Annotated in this window: 18 protein-coding genes; 5 read left to right on the forward strand and 13 right to left on the reverse strand. The window is 71.1% G+C overall.

Features of this window, described 5'->3' with window-relative positions; translation table 11 throughout:
- Nucleotides 1-86 precede the first annotated feature (86 nt).
- A complete protein-coding gene (locus ACFQ6S_RS33775; RefSeq protein WP_383418320.1) occupies nucleotides 87-1,499 on the forward strand; it encodes a xylan 1,4-beta-xylosidase in 1,413 nt (470 codons plus the stop codon).
- Nucleotides 1,500-1,520: 21 nt separating this feature from the next.
- Here the strand turns inward: ACFQ6S_RS33775 and ACFQ6S_RS33780 are convergent, their stop codons facing one another.
- The 7 genes from ACFQ6S_RS33780 to ACFQ6S_RS33810 all read right to left on the reverse strand — a co-directional run bounded on the left by ACFQ6S_RS33780 (nucleotide 1,521) and on the right by ACFQ6S_RS33810 (nucleotide 11,309).
- Entirely contained in the window at nucleotides 1,521-5,363 is a 3,843-nt protein-coding gene (locus tag ACFQ6S_RS33780) for a lipopolysaccharide biosynthesis protein (RefSeq protein ID WP_383418322.1), read from the reverse strand.
- Nucleotides 5,356-6,156 carry a polysaccharide deacetylase family protein gene (locus ACFQ6S_RS33785; RefSeq protein WP_383418323.1) on the reverse strand — a complete coding sequence of 267 codons (801 nt, stop codon included), beginning with the start codon at nucleotides 6,154-6,156 and terminating at the stop codon, nucleotides 5,356-5,358. Before ACFQ6S_RS33785 ends, ACFQ6S_RS33780 begins: the two co-directional genes overlap by 8 nt.
- A complete protein-coding gene (locus ACFQ6S_RS33790; protein ID WP_383418325.1) occupies nucleotides 6,153-7,175 on the reverse strand; it encodes a glycosyltransferase family 2 protein in 1,023 nt (340 codons plus the stop codon). Before ACFQ6S_RS33790 ends, ACFQ6S_RS33785 begins: the two co-directional genes overlap by 4 nt.
- Nucleotides 7,172-8,017: a glycosyltransferase family 2 protein gene (locus ACFQ6S_RS33795; RefSeq protein WP_383418326.1), complete on the reverse strand. Its 846-nt coding sequence runs from the start codon at nucleotides 8,015-8,017 to the stop codon at nucleotides 7,172-7,174. Before ACFQ6S_RS33795 ends, ACFQ6S_RS33790 begins: the two co-directional genes overlap by 4 nt.
- 371 nt (nucleotides 8,018-8,388) lie before the next feature.
- Nucleotides 8,389-9,486, reverse strand: a complete 1,098-nt coding sequence (locus tag ACFQ6S_RS33800) for a GNAT family N-acetyltransferase (protein ID WP_383418328.1) — start codon at nucleotides 9,484-9,486, stop codon at nucleotides 8,389-8,391.
- A gap of 1 nt (nucleotide 9,487) precedes the next feature.
- On the reverse strand, nucleotides 9,488-9,994 hold the full coding sequence (locus ACFQ6S_RS33805; RefSeq protein WP_383418330.1) for a hypothetical protein: 507 nt from the start codon (nucleotides 9,992-9,994) through the stop codon (nucleotides 9,488-9,490).
- 106 nt (nucleotides 9,995-10,100) lie between these two features.
- Nucleotides 10,101-11,309 (reverse strand): S8 family peptidase, encoded by a 1,209-nt coding sequence (locus ACFQ6S_RS33810; RefSeq protein ID WP_383418332.1) that lies wholly within the window; start codon nucleotides 11,307-11,309, stop codon nucleotides 10,101-10,103.
- Between the two features lie 319 nt (nucleotides 11,310-11,628).
- Here ACFQ6S_RS33810 and ACFQ6S_RS33815 point away from each other — a divergent pair, with 319 nt between their 5' ends.
- Nucleotides 11,629-12,438, forward strand: a complete 810-nt coding sequence (locus tag ACFQ6S_RS33815) for an SGNH/GDSL hydrolase family protein (RefSeq protein ID WP_383418334.1) — start codon at nucleotides 11,629-11,631, stop codon at nucleotides 12,436-12,438.
- 22 nt (nucleotides 12,439-12,460) lie between these two features.
- Here ACFQ6S_RS33815 and ACFQ6S_RS33820 read toward each other — a convergent pair whose 3' ends face one another.
- From ACFQ6S_RS33820 to ACFQ6S_RS33835, 4 genes are all read right to left on the reverse strand, one after another.
- A complete protein-coding gene (locus ACFQ6S_RS33820; RefSeq protein WP_383418335.1) occupies nucleotides 12,461-14,086 on the reverse strand; it encodes a protein kinase in 1,626 nt (541 codons plus the stop codon).
- Between the two features lie 63 nt (nucleotides 14,087-14,149).
- Complete coding sequence (locus ACFQ6S_RS33825) at nucleotides 14,150-15,895, reverse strand: nickel transporter (protein WP_383418336.1); 1,746 nt, start codon at nucleotides 15,893-15,895, stop codon at nucleotides 14,150-14,152.
- Nucleotides 15,892-17,544: a tetratricopeptide repeat protein gene (locus ACFQ6S_RS33830; RefSeq protein WP_383418338.1), complete on the reverse strand. Its 1,653-nt coding sequence runs from the start codon at nucleotides 17,542-17,544 to the stop codon at nucleotides 15,892-15,894. Before ACFQ6S_RS33830 ends, ACFQ6S_RS33825 begins: the two co-directional genes overlap by 4 nt.
- A 132-nt stretch (nucleotides 17,545-17,676) precedes the next feature.
- The gene (locus ACFQ6S_RS33835; protein ID WP_383418340.1) at nucleotides 17,677-19,212 is read right to left on the reverse strand and encodes a DUF4331 domain-containing protein; all 1,536 of its coding nucleotides are present in this window, start codon (nucleotides 19,210-19,212) and stop codon (nucleotides 17,677-17,679) included.
- A gap of 209 nt (nucleotides 19,213-19,421) precedes the next feature.
- On the opposite strand from ACFQ6S_RS33835, the gene ACFQ6S_RS33840 reads away from it, so the two are divergent.
- From ACFQ6S_RS33840 to ACFQ6S_RS33850, 3 genes are all read left to right on the forward strand, one after another.
- Nucleotides 19,422-19,964: a sigma-70 family RNA polymerase sigma factor gene (locus ACFQ6S_RS33840; protein ID WP_383418342.1), complete on the forward strand. Its 543-nt coding sequence runs from the start codon at nucleotides 19,422-19,424 to the stop codon at nucleotides 19,962-19,964.
- Nucleotides 19,961-20,779: an anti-sigma factor domain-containing protein gene (locus ACFQ6S_RS33845; RefSeq protein WP_383418344.1), complete on the forward strand. Its 819-nt coding sequence runs from the start codon at nucleotides 19,961-19,963 to the stop codon at nucleotides 20,777-20,779. The genes ACFQ6S_RS33840 and ACFQ6S_RS33845 overlap by 4 nt, the downstream gene beginning before the upstream one ends.
- Nucleotides 20,780-20,905: 126 nt before the next feature.
- Nucleotides 20,906-21,175 (forward strand): hypothetical protein, encoded by a 270-nt coding sequence (locus ACFQ6S_RS33850; protein WP_383418345.1) that lies wholly within the window; start codon nucleotides 20,906-20,908, stop codon nucleotides 21,173-21,175.
- A 163-nt stretch (nucleotides 21,176-21,338) separates the two neighbouring features.
- Here the strand turns inward: ACFQ6S_RS33850 and ACFQ6S_RS33855 are convergent, their stop codons facing one another.
- The gene (locus ACFQ6S_RS33855; RefSeq protein WP_383418347.1) at nucleotides 21,339-22,121 is read right to left on the reverse strand and encodes an ABC transporter permease; all 783 of its coding nucleotides are present in this window, start codon (nucleotides 22,119-22,121) and stop codon (nucleotides 21,339-21,341) included.
- Nucleotides 22,118-23,062, reverse strand: coding sequence for an ATP-binding cassette domain-containing protein (locus ACFQ6S_RS33860; protein ID WP_383418349.1), 945 nt, complete (start codon nucleotides 23,060-23,062; stop codon nucleotides 22,118-22,120). The genes ACFQ6S_RS33855 and ACFQ6S_RS33860 overlap by 4 nt, the downstream gene beginning before the upstream one ends.
- Nucleotides 23,063-23,110 lie beyond the last annotated feature (48 nt).

A 23,110-nucleotide genomic window follows, 5' to 3' on the forward strand; every position in this document is an offset into this window, starting at 1 on the left:
CTCCGTATTCCCGTCCGTCCTGTTACAGGACCGTGTAACGCCGAAACCTGCCCCTGCGGCAGTCACCCCCGTTACCGTTGTCCTTGATGGGACGTCATGGGTGGAATTCGGGGGCACGGCGGTGGCGGCTCACCGCGCTGCTCGGCGTGGGCGCGGCGGCTCTGGCGCTGCTCGTGACCCTCCTCAACACGCTTCCGGGGAACGGCGTGAACACCGACGGCACCTCACGGGACGGCGACAAGCCGCACGGCACCCCGACCGCCACACCGGACGCGACGAACCCCGAGGTGGGCTGGGGCTTCACCCACACCGAGCACAGCGCGGACGAGGGCGCCGCAGCCGCCGTCGAGCGCGTCGAGGGACGGCTCGCGGACGCCGGCGGGCTGCCGCAGATCCAGCACATCATGGGGTGGGGCTCCGACAACCCCGAGCCGGTCAGGGGGCGTTACGACTTCGAGGCGATGGACCGCCGGATCGACTTCGTCCGCGCCTCCGGCAGCACCCCGGTCGTCACCCTGTGCTGCGCCCCCGACTGGATGAAGGGCGGCGAGGCCGGCGTCGACAACACCGACTGGAGCCAGAGCGCCCTGGAGACGGCACCCGACCCCGAGCACTTCGACGACTACGCCGCGCTCGCCGTCACCGTCGCCAAGCGTTATCCGGACGTCCGCCACTTCATCGTGTGGAACGAGTTCAAGGGCTTCTGGAACGACGCCGAGGCCCGCTGGGACTACGAGGGTTACACCAAGCTCTACAACCTCGTGTACAAGGCGTTGAAGAAGGTCAACCCGGAGATCATGGTCGGCGGGCCGTACCTCGTGATGGACAGCGTCGACCCGCGCGCGGAGGAGGCCTCGACGGCCCTGAAGGGCTCCTGGGGCGCCATGGACCAGCGCATCGTCGACGCCTTCGAGTACTGGAACGAGCACCGGACCGGCGCCGACTTCGTCGTGGTCGACGGCTCCAGCTACACCCGGGACGACGAGCTGCTGCCCGACGAGTTCACGGCCACCGACAAGTTCACGGCCGTGAGCCGGTGGGTGCGCGAGCAGACCGGCGATCTGCCGCTGTGGTGGGCCGAGTACTACGTCGAGCCCGCCGACGGCCACGACGAACGCCGGGGCTGGTCCGAGGCCCGCCGCGTCGCCGTGCAGGCCGCCGGGATGATGGCGCTGGCCAAGGGCGGTGCCACCTCCGCCTTCTACTGGAATCCGGAGAAGGAGAAGGGCACCGACTGCCCCGGTTGCCTGTGGACGCCGACCGACAAGGCGGGCGGCGGCGAGAAGCTGCCGATGTACGACCTGCTCGCGCGGTTCAGCAAGGAGTTCCGGCCGGGGACCGGGTACGAGTCGGTGTCCGTGGACAATCCCGACGTCCGGGTCCTGGCCACGGACCAGGTGATCCTGGCCGTGAACACCCGCGACCGGCAGATCGGCGCGAAGATCGACGGCGAGAAGGTCGAGCTCCAGGCGTACGAGGTCAGGTGGCTCAAGCGCTGAGCCACCCGACCGACACGACCCCTATTCGATCGTCAGGAAGCGCTGCACCAACGAGGCCAGCAGCACCGCAAGCAGCGGCAGTGAGAACCAGAAGCTGCTCTGCAGCCAGCGCAGCTGCCGCACGCTCGGCGCCATCGCCACCCGGACGATCTCGCGGGCCATCAGCAGCACGATCAGCGCGAGTGCCGCGAGCCCCCCGACCACCGACCACGGCGTCCAGGTCACCTGCGGCCCGATCGGCCCCGGATCGGCCTTCGGCACCTCGCCAGCCGGCTGCTTGCGCAGCGCGTACATGGTCACGTCGGCGTTGACGAAGACCTTCTTCAGCTCCTGCCGCCTGTCCAGGTTCTGGATCAGCCGTGACTCCCAGGTCGCGGAGTAGCCCAGGTCCAGCCGGAGATAGGTGACCTGACCCCGGTTGATCATCAGATACGAGTTCGGGCCCGCGTCCTTCAGCGCCTTCACCAGGCCCGACACCAGCACCGGGTCGACCGGCGCCTGCGTCGGCAGATACGAGACCTTCTCCATGTCCCGCGAGCCCCACGGCATCGCCGGTGTCACGTCGTTCACCGGGTCGCTGCTCAGCCACAGCAGCCTGAGGCTCGGATCGTCATGGGCGTACACGTACTCCATGGCGGCGACCTCGCCGGGCCGCACCCGCTCGAACGGCTCGTTGCCCCAACGCGCCACCAGGAACCCGCCCATGAGCACCAGACCGGCCATGAGCGCGGCGAGCGGGGCGAGGCTCACCCGGTCCTTGTCGCGCTCCTTGGCGGTGACGCCGGTGCGCGGGAAGAAGGCGAGTCCGGTCAGCAGGGCCGCCCCGGGCAGGGCGAACATGAACACCCGCAGGGCCATCTCACCGCCGTACGACTGCATGCCGAAGCCCAGGAACGGCACGAAGGTGAGGACGAGCAGCGAGCGCTCCCGGTAGTGGTGGAAGCGCCGGCGCCACCAGCCCCAGCAGGCGAAGGCCATCACCCCGCCGGCCAGCAGCACGCGGACGTACAGCACCAGCTTGTGGGTGGAGCTGCCGCCCTCGATACGGCCGGACACCGACGAGGACACATTGGAGCCGACGCCGCCGACCCCGCCGAAGAGTTCGTCGAAGTGCCCCGACCAGTACGGCTCGGCCATGAAGCCGATCCAGACCGTCACCATGACGCCGAACAGGATGGGCAGGCCGCGCAGCTCGGACCTGCCGATCAGGACGAGTGCCGTCAGCACGCCCAGCATCACGAACGGCGTGAGCTGGTGGGCCGGGACGCTCGCCGCGAACAGCCCGGTCACCACCAGCAGCAGCACGGCCCGCTGCCGCCGGTCCGTCGGCTCGACCTCGGCCTCGCCGGGCCGCCGCTTCGTCCAGATCACACGTGGCGCCCGGAACCAGACCAGCAGGATGGCCGCGAAGACGAGGTACAGCAGATAGGTGAAGCCCTGCGGCGAGAAGTAGTCCTGGCCGACCCAGCCGCTGAGCACGAAGACCCAGATGCCGGTCCACTTGGCCCGCCAGCTCGCCCGCATGTGGCGCACCAGCAGGAACATCGGGACCAGATAGAGCAGCTGCACGGCCAGCGGCCACCAGCGGATGACCTCGGTCAGGTCGCTGATTCCGCAGGCCTTCGCGGTGAACGCGGCCACCGCGAAGAAGCCCGGCCAGCTCCAGCGCGCGTCCAGGTCGGGCACGGCCGAGCCGGTGCGGTCGATGTAGTCGAGGAAACCGAGATGCTGCCAGGCCGTCGCGAACCGCGGCTCGGTCTCGATCAGTGCGGGCAGCGCGTGCAGCGACACGACCGTCGCGAGCAGGGTGAGCAGCAGCAGCGTCCGGTGCTCGCGGCCCAGCCACAGCAGCGAGGCGAACGTCACCGCCAGCAGCGCCGCCCCGAGCAGCGTCGGCGGCGGCAGCACCGAGATCAGCCCGAGCCCGCCCATGCCGTCCAGGTCGCTCTCGCCGAGCCGCAGCGCGGGCACCCAGTACAGCAGCAGCGCGGCGATCAGCAGACAGCCGAGGATCACCCCGAGCCGGGTCGGCAGCAGCCGCTCGCGCCAGGTGAGCGCGGGCGCGTCGGCCTGGTGTACGGGTTCATCGGGCATGGGCGGCTCTTCCCGTACGGCACTCTCCGGCCGTACGACGGCCTCCTCCGGTCCGACAGCCTCCTCGCGTTCCTCCGCTACGGCCGCCTCGCTCTTGCCCGCGTCGAACTCGTCCTCGAACGGGGCGTCCACCTCGGCGGGCTCCGCCGATGCCGGGCGCTCCTCCACCGGCAGGCCGAACTCCGGAGTGCGTGCCCAGGTCGGGCGGTGCTCCGGGCGGATCCGCGGGGTGCCGGTGGGCGGTGTCCCCGGTCCCGGGCGGACGTCGGGGCGGCGCTCCAGGTGGTCGAAGTCGACATGGATGCCGAGCGCGAGGGTGTCGTTGTCCAGCGCCCAGCCAGGTCCCCGCTTGCGCGCCCCCTCGGGCACCTCGCGCGCCCCCAGATCGGCGAGGTCACCGTCGGGGGCCGCGTCCTCGGGCACCTCGGCCGACGTCGCCCGCACGGTCCGGTACAGCTTCGGCGCGGCGATCGCGACGATGACCGAGAGGGACGCGATCTCGGCGACACCGGCGCCGGTCAGGCCCATCCGGGGGAGCAGCACCAGCGTCAGACCGAGTACCAGGGCGCACAACAGGCCCTGCAGCCAGGCCAGTCCGGCGGTACGGCTCTGCGCGCGAAGGACCGCGAAGTACGTCTCCATCACGACCCGCAGCAGCGCGCCGAGCGCGAACCAGCGCAGCAGCGGGGTGGCCGCTTCCGCGTAGCCCGTGCCGAAGACGCCCAGGATCCAGGGCGCCCCGAAGAACAGGACCGCGGAGACCGGCACCATGATCCGCGCCATGCGCTTCAGCGCGGCCCGGGTGTTGGCGGCCAGCCGCCGCGGGTCGTGCGAGCCCTCGACCGTGAGGGAGGCGCCCATGTTGATGGCGAGCAGATTGACCGTGCCGCCGATCGTGGCCGTGATGTAGAAGTACGCGTTGTCCTCGGCGGACACCTGCGCGGCCACGATCACCGGGATGAGATAGACCACGGCCAGCGAGAACAGCGAGCCGGTGTAGTCGCCCGCGAGGAACCTGCCGACCTCCTTCAGCGACGGCGGGCTGGTGCGGTCCTCGGTCGCCTTCACATGGCGCGGCACCAGGCGCCGGAACACCAGCCAGCCCAGCGGCAGCACCGACACCGCGATCGCGGCGACCCAGGAGACGAAGACCCCGGCGGTGGGGATGGCCACGGCGAAGGCCACCAGCAGCCCCAGCTTCACCGCGGAGAACACGGTGTTGCCGACCGGCACCCACACCGCGCTGCGCAGCCCGGTCAGCACCCCGTCCTGGAGCGTGAGCACGTTCCAGGCGATGACGGCCACGACGAAGAAGAGCCCGTTGAGCGGACCGCTCAGGAACCGGTACGACGGCCCCCACAGGTCCAGCGTCAGCAGGAAGACGCCCGCGGCCAGCGCCACGATCACACAACTGCCCGCGTACGTACGGAAGATGAGACGGCCGCTTCTGCGTCCCGCGACCGGGATGAAGCGGGCCAGCGCGCCCGTCAGCGTCACCGCGGTGAGCCCCGCGAGGAACTTCATCGCGGCGATCGCGGCCGATCCCTGGCCGACCGCGGACTCGGAGTAGTAGCGGGCGGCGGCCAGCCAGAAGCCGAGGCCCAGCACGGCGGAGACGCCGGTGTTGATCATCAGGGCGTAGGCGTTGCGGAACAGCTGGCTGCCGCCGGAGGACCCGCCCATGCCGGGCAGGCGAAGCCGGCGCCCCGACTGCTCGGGCGCCGGCGCGTCGGTCGATGCGGGCTCGGTCGTGGTCGTCGTGTCAGACACGGGAACGGATGGCCTTCCGGCGGACCTGACGGGCTCTGCGGACCACGGCGTACCCCTTGGTGAGGGCGCGGTCCCTGGCGAACGTGCGGGCGATGGCGCGGCCCTCGACCATCCGCCCGAACTCCTCGATGCCGGTGGTGCGGCGCACGGTGAGCCGGGTGAGGGCGTACGGCCCCTGCCGGCGCCGTGCGAGGCCGTTGTTGACGGCGAGCGCCTGGGCGTACCCGGTCTCCAGTACCGCCTCGCGCACCCGGCGGCTGGAGTAGCCGTACGGATAGGCGAACGACGCCGGGACGGTGCCGAGCACGTCCGAGATGATCTCCTTGCACAGGATCAGCTCGGAGCGCAGCCTGCCGTCCGGGAGCTGGTCGAGCTGCGGATGGGTGTGGCTGTGGCCGCCGATCTCGACGTCGGCCCCGGCGAGTTCGCGGACCTGGTCCCAGTCGAGCATGGTGTCCAGGCCGCCGCCCATGTCGTGCGGGCCCTTCAGCCAGCCCGTGGAGACGAACACGGTGGCCGCGAAGCCGTGCTTGGCGAGCACGGGCAGCGCGTGCCGGTGCACACCCTCGTAGCCGTCGTCGAAGGTGATCAGCACGGGGCGTTCCGGCAGCGGTTTGCCCGAGCGCCAGCGTGCCGCGAGATCGGCGGTCCGCACGGGCGTGAGGCCCAGATCGCCGATCAGCGCCATCTGTTCCGCGAACGCCTCCGGCGCCACCGACAGGTCACGGGTGGCGTCGTTCGGTGCGGTGGACACGGCGTGGTACATCAGGATCGGTACCCGCGCGTCGGTCATCTCGCTCCCCCCTCGCTGCCCGGTTCCCCCTCGGCGCCCGCTTCCCTTTCGATCGCCGCCACCGAGTACGTAACGCCACCCCGGCGCATACGGACACTCCCGACCACGTACCCACCGGCCGCCGTCAGCACCCCCGCGACGATCGCGCCGGCCCTTCCGGCACCGCCCGGCCGGGCCAGTACGGCATCCCGCAGACCGCGCGCCACCCCTGCCGGCAGGACCCGGGTGGCGTACCGGCGCTCCGACTCAAGTCCCTTGTCGGCGCCCACACTTCGGGCCACCAGCGCCTTCGACAGACCCTCGGCGTAGGCGCGGGTGCGGAAGTACCGGAAGTGCTCGCGCGGCCCCGGCACCCGGTGGTGGATCACCGCGCGGTCGTCGATCAGCAGCACCGCGTCTGGCCTGGCCCTGGTGAGCCGGATGCACAGCTCCGTCTCCTCGCAGCCCAGCGGCAGCCGGTCGCCGTCGCGTCCGATGCCGGTGGCGAAGCCGCCCGCGAAGTCGAACGCCGTACGCCGGAAGGAGGCGTTGCCGCCGAGGACGTTGCGCACCTTCACCCGGCCGCGCGGCAGGCCCCGGTAGGTGCAGCCGACCACCCAGTCGAACTCCTCCGGGAACCAGTCCGGGCGCCGCCCCGACGCCCAGATCGGCTCGGTGCGCCCGCCGACCGCCATGACCCGCGGATCGGCGTACCCGGCCGCGAAGTGCTTCAGCCAGTCCCGCTCGGCCACGGCGTCGTCGTCGAGGAACGCGATCACCTCGCCGTACGAGGCGGCGATGCCGGTGTTGCGGCCGGCGGACAGACCGCGGGGGCCCGCGTTGGCGAGCACCCGTACATCGGTCGCTTCCTTGTACTCCTTGGTCAGCCGGTCCAGGAGCGCCGCGTTGTGGTCGACGACCAGCAGCGTCTGAAGGGCCGGACACGACTGCGCCCGCACCGAGGAGACCGCCGCGAGGATGTCCTCCCAGCGGTCCTCGGTGTACACGCAGATCACGACGGAGATGTCGGGACCGCTCAAGACGACTCTCCCCGGACCGAGTGAACCGAGCGGACCGAGTCGAGCGTCGGGGAGTGCGCCGCCGCACTGCGGCGGCGCAGGGCACGCCGGTTGGAGCGCTCCTTGAGGATCACCTTGAGCACCCTCAGCCCGTCCCGCACGGCCCGCAGATTGCTCGTGCCGTGGATGCGGAGGTACTCGTGGCTGGGTATCTCCTGCACCTTCAGGCCCGCCTTGACGACCCGGATGTTCATCAGGGTCTCGACCTCGAAGCCGGTGCAGTCGAGCTCGATCTTGTCCAGGCAATGCCGCCAGAACGCGTTGTAGCCGTAGCAGAGATCGGTGTAGCGGGCGCCGAACTTGCGGTTGACGGCCGTGCACAGCGCCCAGTTGCCCAGCTTGCGGATCGGCGTCATGTCGTCGGTGCCGCCGCCGTTGGCGAACCGGGAGCCCTTGGCGAAGTCCGCGCCCGAGACCAGGGCGGAGACATACGACAGGATCTCGTTGCCGTCGGCCGAGCCGTCCGCGTCGACCATCACGATGATGTCGCCGGTGGCCGCCTCGAACCCGGTGATCAGGGCATCCCCCTTGCCCTTGCCGCGCTGGCGCACGACCTTCACCTCGGGCCACAGCTCGCGGGCCACCTCGACGGTGTTGTCGGTGGAGTTGCCGTCCACCAGGACCACTTCGTGTATCCAGTCCGGCAGTGTCTTGAAGACGTACGGAAGATTCTCCGCCTCGTTCATGGCCGGGATCACCACGCTCACCGGCGGCGCGATGGCCAGGTGCGAGGAGACGGGCCGGTACTTGCCGGCCGGTGACGGATCTTGATCCGCGACGGCCGGGCGCAGCACAGAACTCATGAGTCAGGTCCCTCTCGTCCGGTGGACCGCCCGCCCCTGGGCGGCCCGGTTATGTGTCCGGTTCGAAAGGGGGGTTCTCACTCACGGCACGGCAGAGCGGATCACCATGCGCGTGAAGTGAGCTGGCATTTCTGGCCGACCACCCGAAGAGCGGCAGCCGGTCGCGCGGCACGACTCGGTCGCAAGTGCGGACACCTTCACCGAGCACCCCCCTACCGCGCCCCACCCCGGAACCGTCGCGGTCCTTGAGCCCTCCCCTAGAGCCGCTTACCGACAGTCCGATGCGGGTGAGATGTACGACGGTATTGATGATTGAGCCTGTATGGCAAGAGCTGGAACGAGCCCTCACGTTTTTGTTGGTTTGACCGGAGTTACCTGTGTCCCGAGCGGATCTTCCCCATGCGCTTGAGGAGCCGGTCCGCCGGTTCGAAGAGCTCCGGCCGTGTCTGCACGGTGTTGCGCAGCGCCCGGACCGGGGCACGGCGTGCCCGGTGTCCGAACGCGACCGGGTGACGCCTGGTCACCCACCCCTCCGACACCGTCAACTCGCGTGTCTTGAGGGAGTCCTTGTACTCCTTCTGGCCCCGCCCGAGATCGAGATAGGCGATGCCGTCGGCGGCGGCCGCCTCGGCCATCCGCAGATGCAGGACCAGGCCCGGCGAGTACTTCGAGAACGCCGGGTCGTACGCCGGGAACCAGCAGGCCAGCACCCTTTCGGTGCGCAGCCCGAAGTGCGCGGCGATCGGTTTCCCGCCCGCGTACAGCACCGACAGGATCCCCGCGAACGGCTCGGAGCGGGTGTGGAACAGCTGATCCACGAGCAGGGTGATCCACGCGTGCGCGAAGCGGTCGCTGCGCCCGGTCCTGCGGTACTGCGCGGACTTCCACTCCATCAGCGTGCGCAGCGCGGCGGGATCACGCTCGTCGTGCACATACCGCATCCCGTCGTGATCCCGCCCCAGCTTGCGCTCCTTGGCGAGCGTCGTCCGGGTGAACTTCGGTGACCGCTCGCGCAGTTGGGCCAGATACGCCTCGTACCCCTGGTCGACGTCCATGACCGGGGACGGATAGGTGCCGGAGGCCTCCGCCTCGAACGCCGCCTGGCCCTCCACCAGGTGGTCGAACTCCCATACGGCGAGCCCGCACGCCTTCAGCAGCTCCCGGGCGTCCCAGGTGAACCCGGGCCGGTGCACCACGCCCTGGGCGTCCGAGACGCCGAGCCCGATGGCCCGGCCCACCCCGGCGGCCGTCCGCTGAAACGGGAGGAACGCGGCCGGCTCCCCGCCCTCCCGTACGACCGCGATCCGCACCCCGCGCCGGCAGCGGCCGACGGCGAGCGCGAACTCGGGCGACAGGAAAGGGTTGCCGAGCTCCGGTGAGCCCTGGAGATGGGCCTTGGACTGCATCGATGTCCACGCCGCCCGGTCGGCGGAGCTGAGCTCCCCGGGGCGGTACACGCTGATGTCCACGTCAGTCAGTCCGCCTTCGCTTCGTGCGGCCGGGCATCCGCCGCACCAGAACCAGCAGGAGAATGACGGCGCTGATCGCGGTCACCGCCACGATCCCGCCGCGTACCGACCACCGGTGCACGGCCAGCATGCCCTGGGTCACCAGCATGTTGACGACGACCGCACCCGCAACCGCGGCCACGGTCCGGCCGAAGGGTTCCAGCCCGCGCAGTGCGGCGGCGATGGCCCCGGCCGGCGCCGCGAGCAGGAAGAACAGCGTGAAGGGGCCGCGCAGTGGCGAGCCCGAGTCGACGAGCGCGAGGACCGCGCCGATTACCCCCACAGCCGTCGCGGCGCCCGCGAGCAGCGGCGTCAGGTCCCTCCCCGGACCTGGTCGCGCACGCTCGGCGTCCTGAGACGAGTCTGTCTTGATACGTGCCTTGATACGTAAGGTCTGCATTGGCGACTTTGCCCCCTGAAGCGCCGGATGCCGGGCTTCAATGTGGCTCAGCGTCGTGTCGGTCGTCAAGATGCGAACGACCTCTTGACATGTGTTCGTTTCCCGCTCGCACGCCCACGGCCCCCGCAGGCGTGGGGCCTGCGGGGGCCGGTGGTTCAGGTGGTGCTCAGGTGTGTCACGGTACGAGCTTCAGCAGCCGGTTCGGGGAGCCGCTGCCGGGGCTGGTGACCACGTTGGAGGTGGCGCCGCTGGTGAGGGCCGAGGCCACCGTGGCCGGGGTGGCCGAGGTGTGGCTCGCCAGATAGACGGCGGCCGCGCCCGCGACGTGCGGAGTGGCCATCGACGTACCGGAGATGGTGTTCGTCGCGGTGTCGCTGGTGTACCAGCCCGCCGTGATCGAGGAGCCGGGCGCGAAGATGTCCAGCACCGAGCCGTAGTTGGAGTAGCTCGCCCGGGCGTCCGCGCTGGTGGTGGCGCCGACGGTGATCGCCTCGGTCACGCGGGCCGGGGAGTACGAGGAGGCGTTGGCGTTGCTGTTGCCGGCCGCGACGGCGTAGGTCACGCCGCTGGCGATGGAGTTGCGCACAGCCGTGTCCAGCGTGGAGGAGGCGCCGCCGCCGAGCGACAGGTTGGCGACCGAGGGACCGGAGTGGTTGTTGGTCACCCAGTCGATGCCCGCGATGACGCCCGCGGTGGTGCCGGAGCCCGCGTTGTCGAGCACGCGCACCGCCACGATCTTCGCCTTCTTGGCGACGCCGTAGGTCGAGCCCGCGATGGTGGTGGCCACATGGGTGCCGTGGCCGTTGCCGTCGGCGGCGGTGGTGTCGCCGTCGACCGCGTCGTAGCCGTAGGTGGCCCGACCGCTGATCTGCTGGTGCGTGATACGGACGCCGGTGTCGATGACGTACGCCGTCACACCGCTGCCCGCGCTGTCCGGGTAGGTGTAGGTGCCGGACAGCGGAAGCGCGGCCTGGTCGATGCGGTCCAGGCCCCAAGGAGCGCTGGTCTGCGTGGTGTCGGCCAGTCGGACGCGCTGGTTCTGCTCGACGGAGGCCACGGCCGGGTCGGCGGCGAGCTGTCTGGCCTCGGCCGCGGAGAGGGTGGCGGTGTAGCCGTTCAGCGCCTTGGTGAACGTCTTCTTCACCGTGCCGCCGTACTCCTCGACCAGGCCCTTGCCGGCGGCCGAGGAGGCCTTGAGGCCCGCGCTCCTGTCGAGCGTGACGATGTAGCTGTCCTTGACCGCCGTGGGGGAGCCGGCGGCCAGGACCTTGCCCTCGGCCGGGGCGGCCTGGGCGGGGAGGGCGGTGAGTCCGCCGACGAGGGCGGCGGTCGCCAGGCTGGTTATCGCGGCGAGCCGGACCTTCTTGCTACGCAGTTGTGCCATTACGAGGGAGTCCTCCTCTAGGCGGCGCGCGCCCGGGTGGGGGCGCACGTCTGTGGGGGGTGCGCGCGTGATCGCGGGCACGACCTCGGAACGTCGCGTTCCCGTTCCCAAGCCGAGGTAAAGGATCTGTGGTCCGGCGGTGACGGACAAGGGAGTTGACGGTCTGTCAACAAGCCTGTCATGAACACGAAATGAGACTCATGGTGAACCCATAGGTTGAGGGCCGCGATGCCCGGAAAAGTCTTGGCATGGACACTTCCCGTCAACACGCGTAGTTGGTACGACGGTTATGGCAGAGATCCTGCTATAGGGAGGTTCCATGAGACGTTCCCGACTTTCCGTATACGTCGCCTCACTCCTCCTCGCCGTCGGCTCCGCCCTCACCGGGGCAGCCACCGCGCAGGCCGCCGACACCGCCGCCATCGGCGGTTACGTGGCGCTCGGCGACTCCTACTCCTCGGGCCTCGGCGCGGCCGGCTACATCAGCTCCAGCGGCGACTGCAAGCGCAGCACGAAGGCGTACCCGTACCTCTGGGCCGCCGCCAACTCACCCTCGTCGTTCGACTTCACGGCTTGCTCGGGCGCTCAAACGGGTGATGTGACCGCCAGTCAGCTCGGCCCGCTCAGCTCCACCACCGCACTGGTGTCCATCTCGATCGGCGGCAACGACGCGGGCTTCGCCGACATCATGCAGACCTGTGTGCTCCAGTCCGACAGCGCCTGCGTCGGACGCATCAACACCGCCAAGGCATTCGTCGACTCGACGCTGCCCGGCCGGCTCGACACCGTCTACTCGGCCATCCGGGCCAAGGCCCCGTCCGCCCATGTGGTCGTGCTCGGCTACCCCCGCTTCTACAAGCTGGGCGTGTCCGGGTGCCTGGGGCTGTCCGAGACCAAGCGCAGGGCGCTCAACGACGCCGCCGACCACATCGACGCCGCGACCGAGAAGCGCGCCCTGGACCACGGCTTCACCTTCGGCGACGTGCGCTCCACCTTCACCGGGCACGAACTCTGCTCCGGCAGCCCGTGGATGCACGCCGTCAACTGGCTCAACATCCCCGAGTCGTACCACCCGACGGCCGCGGGCCAGTCGGGTGGTTATCTGCCGGTGCTGAACAGCGCGGCCTGAACGTCCGGTGCTCCGCCGGGCGCTACGCGCTCGGCGACTCGGTAGGCGCCTGCGAGACCCCGCCCGTCGGGGTCCGGGTCTCACAGGTCACCGAGAACGGCACCGACTCCGACTTCGTCTTCACCGGGTCGCTGACCTCGACACTGATCTCGTTCTCGAACGTCCCGCTGTCCGAATTCTCGGCGGATGTCGTCACGAACGCCCGGTCCTGCTTGGTCCGGCCGCCGCCCTCCGGGAACGACAGGGTCTTCCAGCCCTGATCCATGACGTCACCGTCCTTGGACACCCAGCGATAGGTGACCTCCGCCGGCAACCGCCCCACCGTGAACGTCGCCGTGAAGGCGGGCGCGTCACCGCTCGGCGGCGGACAGGGCCCGGCGTACTCCAGATTCGAGCCCGTCAGCGTCACCTGCACGGACTGCGGCGCGGGAGCGCTCGTACGGCTCTGACTCGGCTGCGGGCTCTCGTCCCCGCCGGCGGTGTTCTCGTCCTCGGTCTCCGTGGGCGAAGTCCCGCCGCCCTCCTGGGTCGTGGTGCCCTCGCCGCCCGCCTTGCCGCCGCCGTCGTCGCGGTTGAGCAGGGCGTACGTCAGCCCCGCCACGGCCAGCGCGAGGACCGCGATGCCCGCGATCAGGGTGAGGGCGGCGCGGCGGTTGCGGCCGGGGCGCACGGGGGTCGTGGTCGAGGGGGGCGGGCCGACGACGGGCCGGGTCGGACCGGGTGCCGGGACCGGGGCCGTCGGGCCGGTCGGTGACGGCGCCGGGAACGCCGCGACGGTCGGGGCGTACGGGGTTCCCCGCACGGTGTCCGCGCGCGGCGCCCCTCCCGCGCCGACGATCCGCAGGTCCTGCTCCGCCCGGTCGGCCGGCAGCCGCTCGGCCGGATCCTTGCGCAGCAGGCCCTCGATGACGGGAGCGAGCGGACCGGCGCGGCGCGGCGGGGGCAGCTGGTCGTCGACGATCGCGCGGAGCGTGCTGAGCGGGGTGTCCTGACGGAACGGCGAGTTGCCCTCCACCGCCGCGTACAGGAGCACGCCGAGGGACCACAGGTCCGATTCCGGGCCGGGTGTGCGGCCCAGCGCGCGCTCCGGGGCGAGGAACTCGGGGGAGCCGATGACCTCGCCGGTCATCGTCAGCGCGGAGCTGCCCTCGACCATCGCGATACCGAAGTCGGTCAGCACCACACGGCCGTCGTTCGACAGCAGCACGTTGGCCGGCTTCACGTCCCGGTGCAGCACCCCGGCCTCGTGCGCGGCCCGCAGCGCGGACAGCACCTCGGCGCCGATGTGCGCGGCGCGCTGCGGGCTCAGCGGGCCCTCGGCGTCCAGCTGCTCGGCCAGCGAGATGCCGCGGACCAGCTCCATCACGATCCAGGGCCGGCCGTCCTGGGTGGCCACGTCGTACACCGTGACGACATTGCGGTTGGCGACCCGGGCCGCCGCCCATGCCTCGCGCTCGAGGCGGGCGTACATCCGCTCGACCTCCGGCGCCGGCAGCCCGTGCGGCGCACGCACCTCCTTGACGGCGACCTCGCGGTGCAGCACCTCGTCGCGGGCCCGCCACACGGTCCCCATGCCGCCCTCGCCGAGCGGGGACAGGAGGCGGTAGCGGCCCGCGATCAAGCGTTCACTGCCGTGTTCTTCGGACACGGGCGTCCCCCATTCGCATCCGTGCGAAATCTCCACTCCGTGCGATTTCTTCCCAAAAGTAGCTCAGCCGAGTACGGATGCCGCCCCCTGGAACACCAGTCCGGCCCCGAGCAGCACGACCAGGAGCGCGGATGCCAGTGGAGCGGTCCTGCGCAGGAAGGTCGTGAACGGGTGCGCGGTCCAGCGGGGGCGTTTGTCCAGTACCCGCGTCACTCCGGTACCCAGCTTGACGACCGCGAACCCGGCCGCGGTCAGGGTCAGGGCGAGCCCGACGCCGTACGCCACGACGAGCAGCAGCCCGAACCACGCCTTCCCGAGCGCCGCCGCGCCGACGAGCACGACGACCGCGGAGGGGCTGGGCACGAGCCCGCCGGCGAAGCCGAGGAGGATCGTGCCGCGGAGGGTGGGGGCGGTGGCGTGGGTGTGGGTGAAGCCGCCGTGGGTGTGTGTGAGCACGCCATGTTTGTGGGCGTCACCGTGGGTGTGCGGGTGGGGGTGGGTGTGGTCGTGGTGGTCGGCGGGTGCGTGTGAGTGGACGTGGGCCGGAGTCGGTGCGGGGGCGGGGGCTTCGGTCGCGGCGTGGGCGTGGGCGGCGACCAGGACCGGCTGGCGCTCGTGGGCGTGGTCGGTCTCGTGCGGGTGGTCGTGGTCGTGGTCGTGGTCGTGCGGATGGGGATGGGGGTGCGTGTGGTCGTCGTGCGCGGGTGCGTGTCCGTGATCACTCTCGTTCTCGTGCGGATCGTCGTGAGTGTGTCCGTGCCCGTATCCGTGCCTGCGGATGTGCCACGCCCGGCGAACGAGTGTCGCGCCCGCTGCGATCACCAGGGCGCCGCTCGCGATGCCCAGCCAGGTGATCACCGAGGGCGCCGCCGCGGATCCGGCCGTGACCAGCAGACCGAGGGCGACCACGCCCAGGGTGTGGGTGATCGTCACCGAGGCGGCCAGGGGCATGACGTCCTTCAGACGCGCCCGGCCGCCGCGTGCCGTCGCGACCGCGGCCATGATCGTCTTGCCGTGGCCCGGGGCGAGCGCGTGCATCGCGCCCAGGAAGATCGCGATGACCAGGGCGAGCGCGGCGAAGCCGACGGTGAGGTCGTGCCGGCCGACCAGGTCGTCCAGCGCACGCGTCCAGCGGTCGGCGCCGCGCGGCAGCACGGAGGATGCGGGTGCGTCCTGCTCCGCCGGCTCGGCGAGGGCGGGACCGCCCGGGCGTACGCGCAGGGACGCGGTCTTGGTGTCGGCCGGGGAGGACAGCAGCTCCGCCGGGTACTCGGTCAGTTCGCCGGAGATCGACTTCCCGGGCACGTCCGAGGCGGTGAGCGTCATACGGTCACCGCGTGCCGTGATCTCCCGCCAGCCGGGTCCCGACTGCGCGCCCGCGCCACGGAAGCCGAGAGCGACGGTGGCGTCCTCGGGGAGCGGTGCCGTCAGCCGGCACTCCACCCGGAGCGTGTCGAGCCCCGCCTGACCGGGTCGCACGCGCGCGTGGCTGCTGTTCAGCGTCAGCTCGACCGTACGGCCGTCCACGGTGACCTCGCTGCCCCGCGCGGCGTCCGCGCAGCGCTGCCGGGCCCACTCCGTCATGCCCGCCTTCTCGATGTCCGGCCCGGCCTGCGTCGCCGGGATCTCGGCGAGGTCCTCGACATGGTGGACGCGCAGCTCACCAGGAGCGGCGACCAGGCCGTCGTAGCGGTTGACGGTGAAGTTGCCGAGGGGGTGCGCGCCCGCGGGAGGGGAGGCGAACAGCGCGAGCGCGCAGGCCGCCGTGAGGACGGCGGCGCCGGAGGCGAACAGACGACGAGGGGTCACTTGGCCGCCTCCAGGTCCTTCAGTGCCGTACGGGCTTCCCGGGCGCCCAGCGGTGAGAAGCCCGGGTTCAGCTTCAGCGCGGCTCGCAGGTGCTCGCGGGCGTCCTCGGTGTGGCCGGTGGCGCGCTCGATGACGCCGCGGTGGTAGAGGAACGCGGCGCTGCGGTAGCCGGTGGCCGTGGCCTTACGGGCGTAGGGCAGGGCTTCCTCGTCCCTGCCGTTGACGTGCAGTGCCCAGGCGAGGGCGTCCGCGGTGTGCACGGTGTGGCGGCGCTCCCACTCGGCGCGGGCGGCGCGCAGGGCGGAGGCCTTGTCACCGTGGTCGGCGGCCGCGAGGGCGGTGTCGAGGTCGGCGTTGACGCCGTTGGCGCGCGCGAGGGCCGTCCAGGCGTCGACGAGGGCGTACTGGTCGTCGGCCTTCACCTGGTCGCCCGCGGCGGCGTACAGCTCGCCGAGCTCGACGAGCGGGCCGGGCAGAGGGTAGCGGGAGACGACGTCCTGCAGGCCCTTGAGCGCGCCCGCCCTGTCCCCGCTCGCAGCCTGGGCACGGGCGCGGCCTTCGAGGGCCGGGACGTAGTTCTCGTCGGCGGCGAGGGCTCGGGCGTAGTGGGTGAGGGCGGTGTCGTAGTCGCCCTGGTTCCAGGCGAGTTGGCCGAGCTGGGTGGCGACGTAGGCGATGTCGCCGGGGGAGACGGCGGAGGAGAGCGCCTGTTCCAGCACGCGCTCGGCGGTCCGGACGTCGCCGCGCAGCTCGTGCACGTACGCGTAACGGGTGAAGACCGGGATGCCCGGGCGGCGGTCGTCGGCGGTGTCGGCGGCCTTGGAGGCGTCGGCGTAGCGGCCGAGTTCGACCAGGGCGTCGACGCGGGTGCACAGGGCGCGTTCGCTGTACGGGTTCACCTTGAGTGCCTGTTCGGCGTACTTCAGGGCGTCCTCGAAGTCGTGCCGGGCGGCGGCGAGGGCGGCGCGGCCGGCGAGAGCCTGGTCGTTGTCGGCCTTCAGCGCGAGTGAGCGCTTGAAGGACTGCTCGGCCTGGGGGTAGCGGGACGGGTCGCCCTTGGTGCGGGCCTGTTCGATGTAGGCGAGGCCCAGGGTCGCCCAGCCGCTGAAGTCCCTTGGCTGGTCGTGGAGGTGGGACTGGAGGGAGGCGATCCCGGTGTCCAGGTCGCCGGTGGCCAGCAGGCCCGGGGAGACGGCGGCGGAGGCGGGGACGACGCTCTGACCCGTGTTGTCGCGGGCGGCGCCGAGGGCGATGGAACCGGCGGTGAGGGCGACGGCCAACAGGGCGGCGCAGCCGGCGAGATGGAGGACCCGGCTGCGCCTGCCGGCTGCCGCGGCGCGGCGTACGGCGCTGATGCGTGGCTGGGTGGTGGGCGAGGCCGTTTTCCCGCCCCCGCCGCCCTTGCCCGTCCCCTCCTCAAGGGGCTTCGCCCCTTCGACCCCGCCAGAGGGCTCCGCCCCCTGGACCCCCGTCGGCCCTGAACGGGCCTCGTCCGCAGACGCCGGACGGGCCAGGGGGCGCTCCGACCGCTTCCTCCGCCTCGCGGCGCCCACCCGCCGCACGGCAGCGACGCGCTCGTCGGCATTCGCACCGGATGCCTTCCCGTGCTCCTCGTTCTCCGGTGCGCTGTCGTTCGTACGCGCGGCCATGCCCTCTCCTCGATCAAGACTTCAGGAACGGTCGTTGTCGCATGCGGCGCGGCCCGCGCCGTGGGGGATGAGTACTTCGCGGGCCGCGCCAGTCGGTGGGGGCGGGGTGATCCCCGCCCCGTGGGAGGGGGCTCAGTACGCTCGGTCCCGCATCCGGCGCCACCACAGCAGGGCGCCGCCGATCAGCAGGATTCCGAGTGCGCCGGCGCCCGCGGACCCGGCGATCAGGGTCATGTCGTCGGTGCCGCCGGAGGCACCCGCCGGCTGGAGGGCGTCGCCGATCTGGCTGCGGACGTCGGTGTCGCCCTCGGTGCCCTTGGCGAGCGGGCCGCGCGAACCCTCGGTCGGCAGGGCGACGTACGGGAAGGCCTTCTCGAAGTCCTTGTCGTTCTTGTCGACCGCGTCGCCGAGGTCGTTCTTGGCGCCCAGCAGCTCACCCTCGACGACCTGGAGGGAGGCGTCGATCACGTCGTCGGTGAGGCGACGGCCGTTCGGGAAGCCCGCGTTGTCGCCGTCGAGGACGCCGAGCCGCTTGGGCTCCGCCGTCGGCTTGATCGACGTGTTCAGGCGCAGCATCTCCGACGGTGTGACGTGCGGCGGCTGGTTGAGACCCTTGACGCCCTTGAGGAAGACGTCGACCAGGTCGTTGCGCGGCTCGGCGGGCGCCGGGATCTTGTAGATCGCCTCGATGAGCTTGGGCAGCTCGGGGTTGGTGACGTTCTTCAGGAACTTCGCGTCGTCCCACGGCGAGGACGCGTTGAACTTGTCCTTGTCCTTGATCGGGTTGACGACCTCGTTGACCAGCGGGCTGCCCAGGCGCGAGACCTGCTCGTACTCGCCCTTGGCGTTCTGGCGCTGGGTCGTCGACCAGATGCCGACGATCGGCTGGTCCGCCGACTCGGCGACCATGTGCGTCGGGACCTGCAGAGCCACGGAGTTGACGTTGTAGCCCTTGAGCGTGTCGTTGCCGACCTCGGAGAGGTTCCCGCCGTAGAGCAGGTCGAAGACCCGCAGGTCGAGGAAGAAGGGGTCGTCGGCCTGGCCGGCGAACGTGGTCGTGCCGCCGTGGACCTCGTGGATGGCCTGGTCGCGCAGCTTGGAGTAGTCCGGCATCGACGCCTTGCCGACGTTCGACGGCGCCACCGGCACATCGTTGGCGATCTTCGTCTTCGACACCAGGTGCTGGTCCTTCAGCTTCAGCAGCTCGATGTCGTACGTCTGCGTGATGTTGAGGTCCGGGTCGTCCAGGCTCTCGACGGGACCGGTGTTGTACAGGAACGTCTTCTTGTTCTTGACGTGCGTGTCGAAGGTGAAGCGGTAGAGCAGTTCGCCCTGCGCGTCACCGTTGTTGTCGATGTGGATGTCGTACTGGGCGTCCTCGGCGAACGTGAAGAAGTTCGGTCCGCCGGCCGGCTCCTCGAAGGGGATCCAGTTGGCCACGATCGTCGTCGTGTCCGGCTTGTCCGGGCTGACGAACGCGTACACATCCGTGTTGTCGTACTGCGGAGTCCCCGAGATCAGGGGGGCCTCCCGGTGACTGGAGGCGGAGGCCGCCCCCGGTTCCAGCGCGGTCACACCGGCGGCTGCGAGCCCCCCGGCGGCCAGCGCTCCACAAACGAGGGTCGCGAGGCCCTTGCGTCCCGCTCCGCTCCTGGAATTAGGTGTCATGCCGTCCGTCCTCAGTGCCAACTTGCCTGACGCACCGGGATTCGGAGCCGGGGGCGGGCCGGATTGGTCGATCTCGAAAACAAATTTCGCGGCTGCTCGACCTGCATTTTCGGCCCGCTGATCCGTAACCCCATCCGGAGGTGTGTTCGTTGCGAATACCTCGTGGGACAAGACGGCCGAGATGCGGTCTGGCGGGAGGGGGAGACGAGTTGGAGGCGGACGAGCTGCTGGTGCTCGTGGCGGGCGGTGATCAGAAGGCGTTCGAGGAGCTGTACGCGCTGGTCTCCGGCCCGGTGTACGGGCTGGTGCGGCGCGTGGTGCGCGACCCCGCCCAATCGGAGGAGGTGGCGCAGGAAGTGCTGCTCGAACTGTGGCGGTCCGCGGCGAAGTTCGACCCCGGCCGGGGCAGTGCCCTGTCCTGGATCCTCACCCTCGCCCACCGCCGCGCCGTCGACCGGGTGCGCAGCGCCCGCGCGGCCGGCGAGCGCGAGCAGCGCGAGGCGCTCCGCGCGAATCACCCCGCCTTCGACCATGTCGCCGAGGAGGTCGAGGCCGGCCTCGAACGCGAGTGGGTGCGCCGCTGCCTCGAACGCCTCACCGCCCTCCAGCGCCAGTCCGTCACCCTCGCCTACTACGACGGCTACACGTACCGTGAGGTGGCCGAGCGGCTCTCGCTGCCGCTGGGCACGGTCAAGACCCGGATGCGCGACGGACTCACCCAGCTGCGCAAGTGCCTGGGAGGTGTCGCGTGAGCTTCGTCGACCGCCTGCTGCGCCGCGAGGACCTGCACTCCCTGGCCGCGCCCTACGCCCTCGACGCCCTGGAGCCCGGTGAGCGGCTCCGCTTCGAGAAGCACCTGAGGACCTGTGACATCTGCGCGGCCGAGGTGCGCGCCCTCTCCGAGGACGCGGTCCGCCTCGCCTGGTCGACGGCCGCCGCGCCGCCGGCCGCGATGCGCGACCGGGTCCTGGCCGCCGTACGGGCGACTCCGCAGGTGCCCGTCGGCCGGGAGCAGGCACGCGCGCGTGGCACTCAGTTGCCGCCCCATGTGTGGGGCACCCAGCCGCCGCCGCGCACCCGTGTGCCCAGGCAGCGCCCCTTGTTCGCGCCGTTCGCCACGGCCACGGCCGCCGCGGCCCTCGTCGTCGCCTCCCTCTTCGCCGTCCAGGCGAACAAGTCGCAGGATCAGCTGGACGCCCAGCGGGCGCGGGCGAGTGAGATCGCTAACGTTCTGGCGGCCCCGGACGCCCGCGCGAGCACCGGCGAGGACAAACAGGGCCGGACGATCGGAGTCGTCGCCTCCGCATCGGAGGGGCGCGCGGTCGTCACTCTGAGCGGATACGGCGAGCCGCCCGGCGGCCGGGTGCACCAGCTCTGGCAGATGCGCCCCGATGTGCAACCGCGCTCCCTCGGGCTTTTCGACGGTGACACGCCCTTGGTGGCGGCCGGTCTCGACAAGTCGGCGACGTCACTGGCTGTGACCGTCGAGCCCGACGGGGGGTCACCGCAGCCCACCAGCCAGCCGGTTGTCCAACTCGCCCTGAAATCGGTTGGATTCGGAGAGTAATCGTGGACGGGTCGTCAACACCCTTACGGGGAAGGTGAATCCTGTGACCGCGATACACGAGTGCCCCACCGGGGCGATAGGGTTAACCTGCCCGGGCCGGGTGGACTCGTACGGGTGGGGAGTGACATGGATCAGATAACAGTGCGCAGCAGGGCCAGGGTCCCTGCGATCACCTGCGGGAGCAGCGCGACCAGTTCGCGCCTCGACCGCCATCTCTCGGTGCTGGCGGGCCCCGCCGTGCCGCAGCGAGAGGCGGCCGAGGCGACCTCGTTGATGCTTGAGCTGACCAGTCGTGACACCACGCACGAGCGCAGCGACCGGGGCGCGCGGGTCCGCCGTGTCTCGCTCTTCGCCCCGCTGCGCCGGCTCCGGCGTTCGCTGTTCGGCGGACGCTGACCGCACCGGCTCTCGAGCGACCCACAGGCCCGCGCCCGGCAACACACACGTCCCGGCGCCGTACAGCGCTGTCGCCGCCGTCATCCCCACGGCACGCAGCGGCGCCCCGACGTGCTACCCGGGCGCGGGCACGTCCTCCGACTCCACCCGCCCCGCTCGTTTCTCAGTGCCCGCCACGCGTGTACCGGCGCACCGCGAGCGGCGCGAACACCGCGAGCAGCACCGCGCACCAGGCCAATGTCCCGGCGACGGGGTGGGCCACCGGCCAGGCCGCACCGTCCGGCACCGGTGCGTTGCCGAAGAGGTCCCGCAGGGCCGTGGTGACCGCGCTGATCGGATTCCACTCGGCGATCGTGCGCAGCCAGCCCGGCAGACCGTCGGTCGGGATGTACGCGTTGGACAGCAGGGGCAGGATGAAGGTCGCCCCGCCCAGCTGACCGGCGGCCTCCTCGTTTCGGGTCAGCAGCCCGAGGAATATCCCGACCCACGCCGTGGCGAACCGGAACAGCAGCAACAGCGCCACCGCGCCCGCCGCTTCGAGTGCGGATCCCTCGATCCGCCAGCCCACCGCGAGGCCGACCAGCAGGAACGGCACGGTTCCGGCGGCCGTCACGAGCAGATCCGCGGCGGCCTGTCCCAGCGGCACGGCGGCCCGGCTCATCGGCAGCGTCCGGAAGCGGTCCATCACGCCGCGGTGGGTGTCCTGGGCGGCCTGGAACATGCCGGTCATCAGCCCGTTGGCCGCGGTCGCCACCAGCAGGCCGGGCACCAGGAAGGACCGGTACTCCGCGCCGGGCATCGCCAGGGCGCTGCCGAAGACGTAGCCGAAGAACAGCAGCATGGTGATCGGCATGGTCTGGGTCAGGATCAGCAGCCCCGGGTTGTTGCGGAGCCGCCGCAGCTGCCGGCCCAGCATCGCGCCGCCGTCATACGCAAGGGTGCTCATGCCGCACGCTCCTCTTCCTGAGTGAGTCGCAGGAACACATCGTCGAGAGTCGGTGGTTTCAGGCTCGCGTCGAGCAAGGGCACGCCCGCCGCGTCGAGTTCGCGCACCAGGTGGGGGAGGGTGAGCGTGGTGTCCCGGGTGACCGCGCCGACGGCGCGCCGCTCGAGGTCGAACGACGGTTCGGCACCAGTGAGTTGATCCAGCACGGCCGCCGCCTTCGCCATCAGGTCGGCGTCGGTGACGACGACCTCGACATGCGCGCCGATGGCCGCCTTGAACTGGGCCGGCGAACCCCTCTGCGCCACTCGGCCCCGGTCCACCAGGGCGATGTCGTCGGCGAGTTGATCGGCCTCCTCCAGGTACTGCGTGGTCAGCAGCACGGTCGTGCCGTCGGCGGTCAGCTGCCGTACGGCGTCCCAGATCCGGTTGCGGCTCGCGGGGTCGAGGCCGGTCGTGGGCTCGTCCAGGAACAGCACGTCGGGGCGGCGCACGAGGCTCGCGGCCAGGTCGAGACGGCGGCGCATCCCGCCCGAGTACGTGGACGCGGGCCGGTCGGCCGCCTCGGTCAGCCCGAAGCGGTCCAGCAGCTCGGCGGCCCGCTCGGCCGGCCCGCGCACCCGGTGCAGCCGGGCGAACAGCCCGAGATTCTCGCGGCCGGTGAGGTCGCCGTCGACCGAGGCGTACTGGCCGGTGACGCCGATGTGGCGCCGGACGGCCGCCGGGTCCCGCAGCAGGTCGTGCCCGGCGACACGGGCCGAGCCGGCGTCCGGACGCAGAAGTGTGGTGAGTAGCCGGATCGCCGTGGTCTTGCCCGCCCCGTTCGGCCCCAGGAGCCCGCAGACGGTGCCCTGCGCCACGGCCAGATCGAGGCCGCGCAGGGCATGGACCTCGCCGAACCGCTTCTCCAGACCTTCACTAAGTACAGCGTACGTAGAAGTCATGTCTCGACCTTAGCGCACTACGTACGCTGTACGTAACTAGGATGGTGG

Origin of the sequence: Streptomyces sp. NPDC056479, from assembly GCF_042795335.1 — a bacterium.
Taxonomy (GTDB): domain Bacteria; phylum Actinomycetota; class Actinomycetes; order Streptomycetales; family Streptomycetaceae; genus Streptomyces.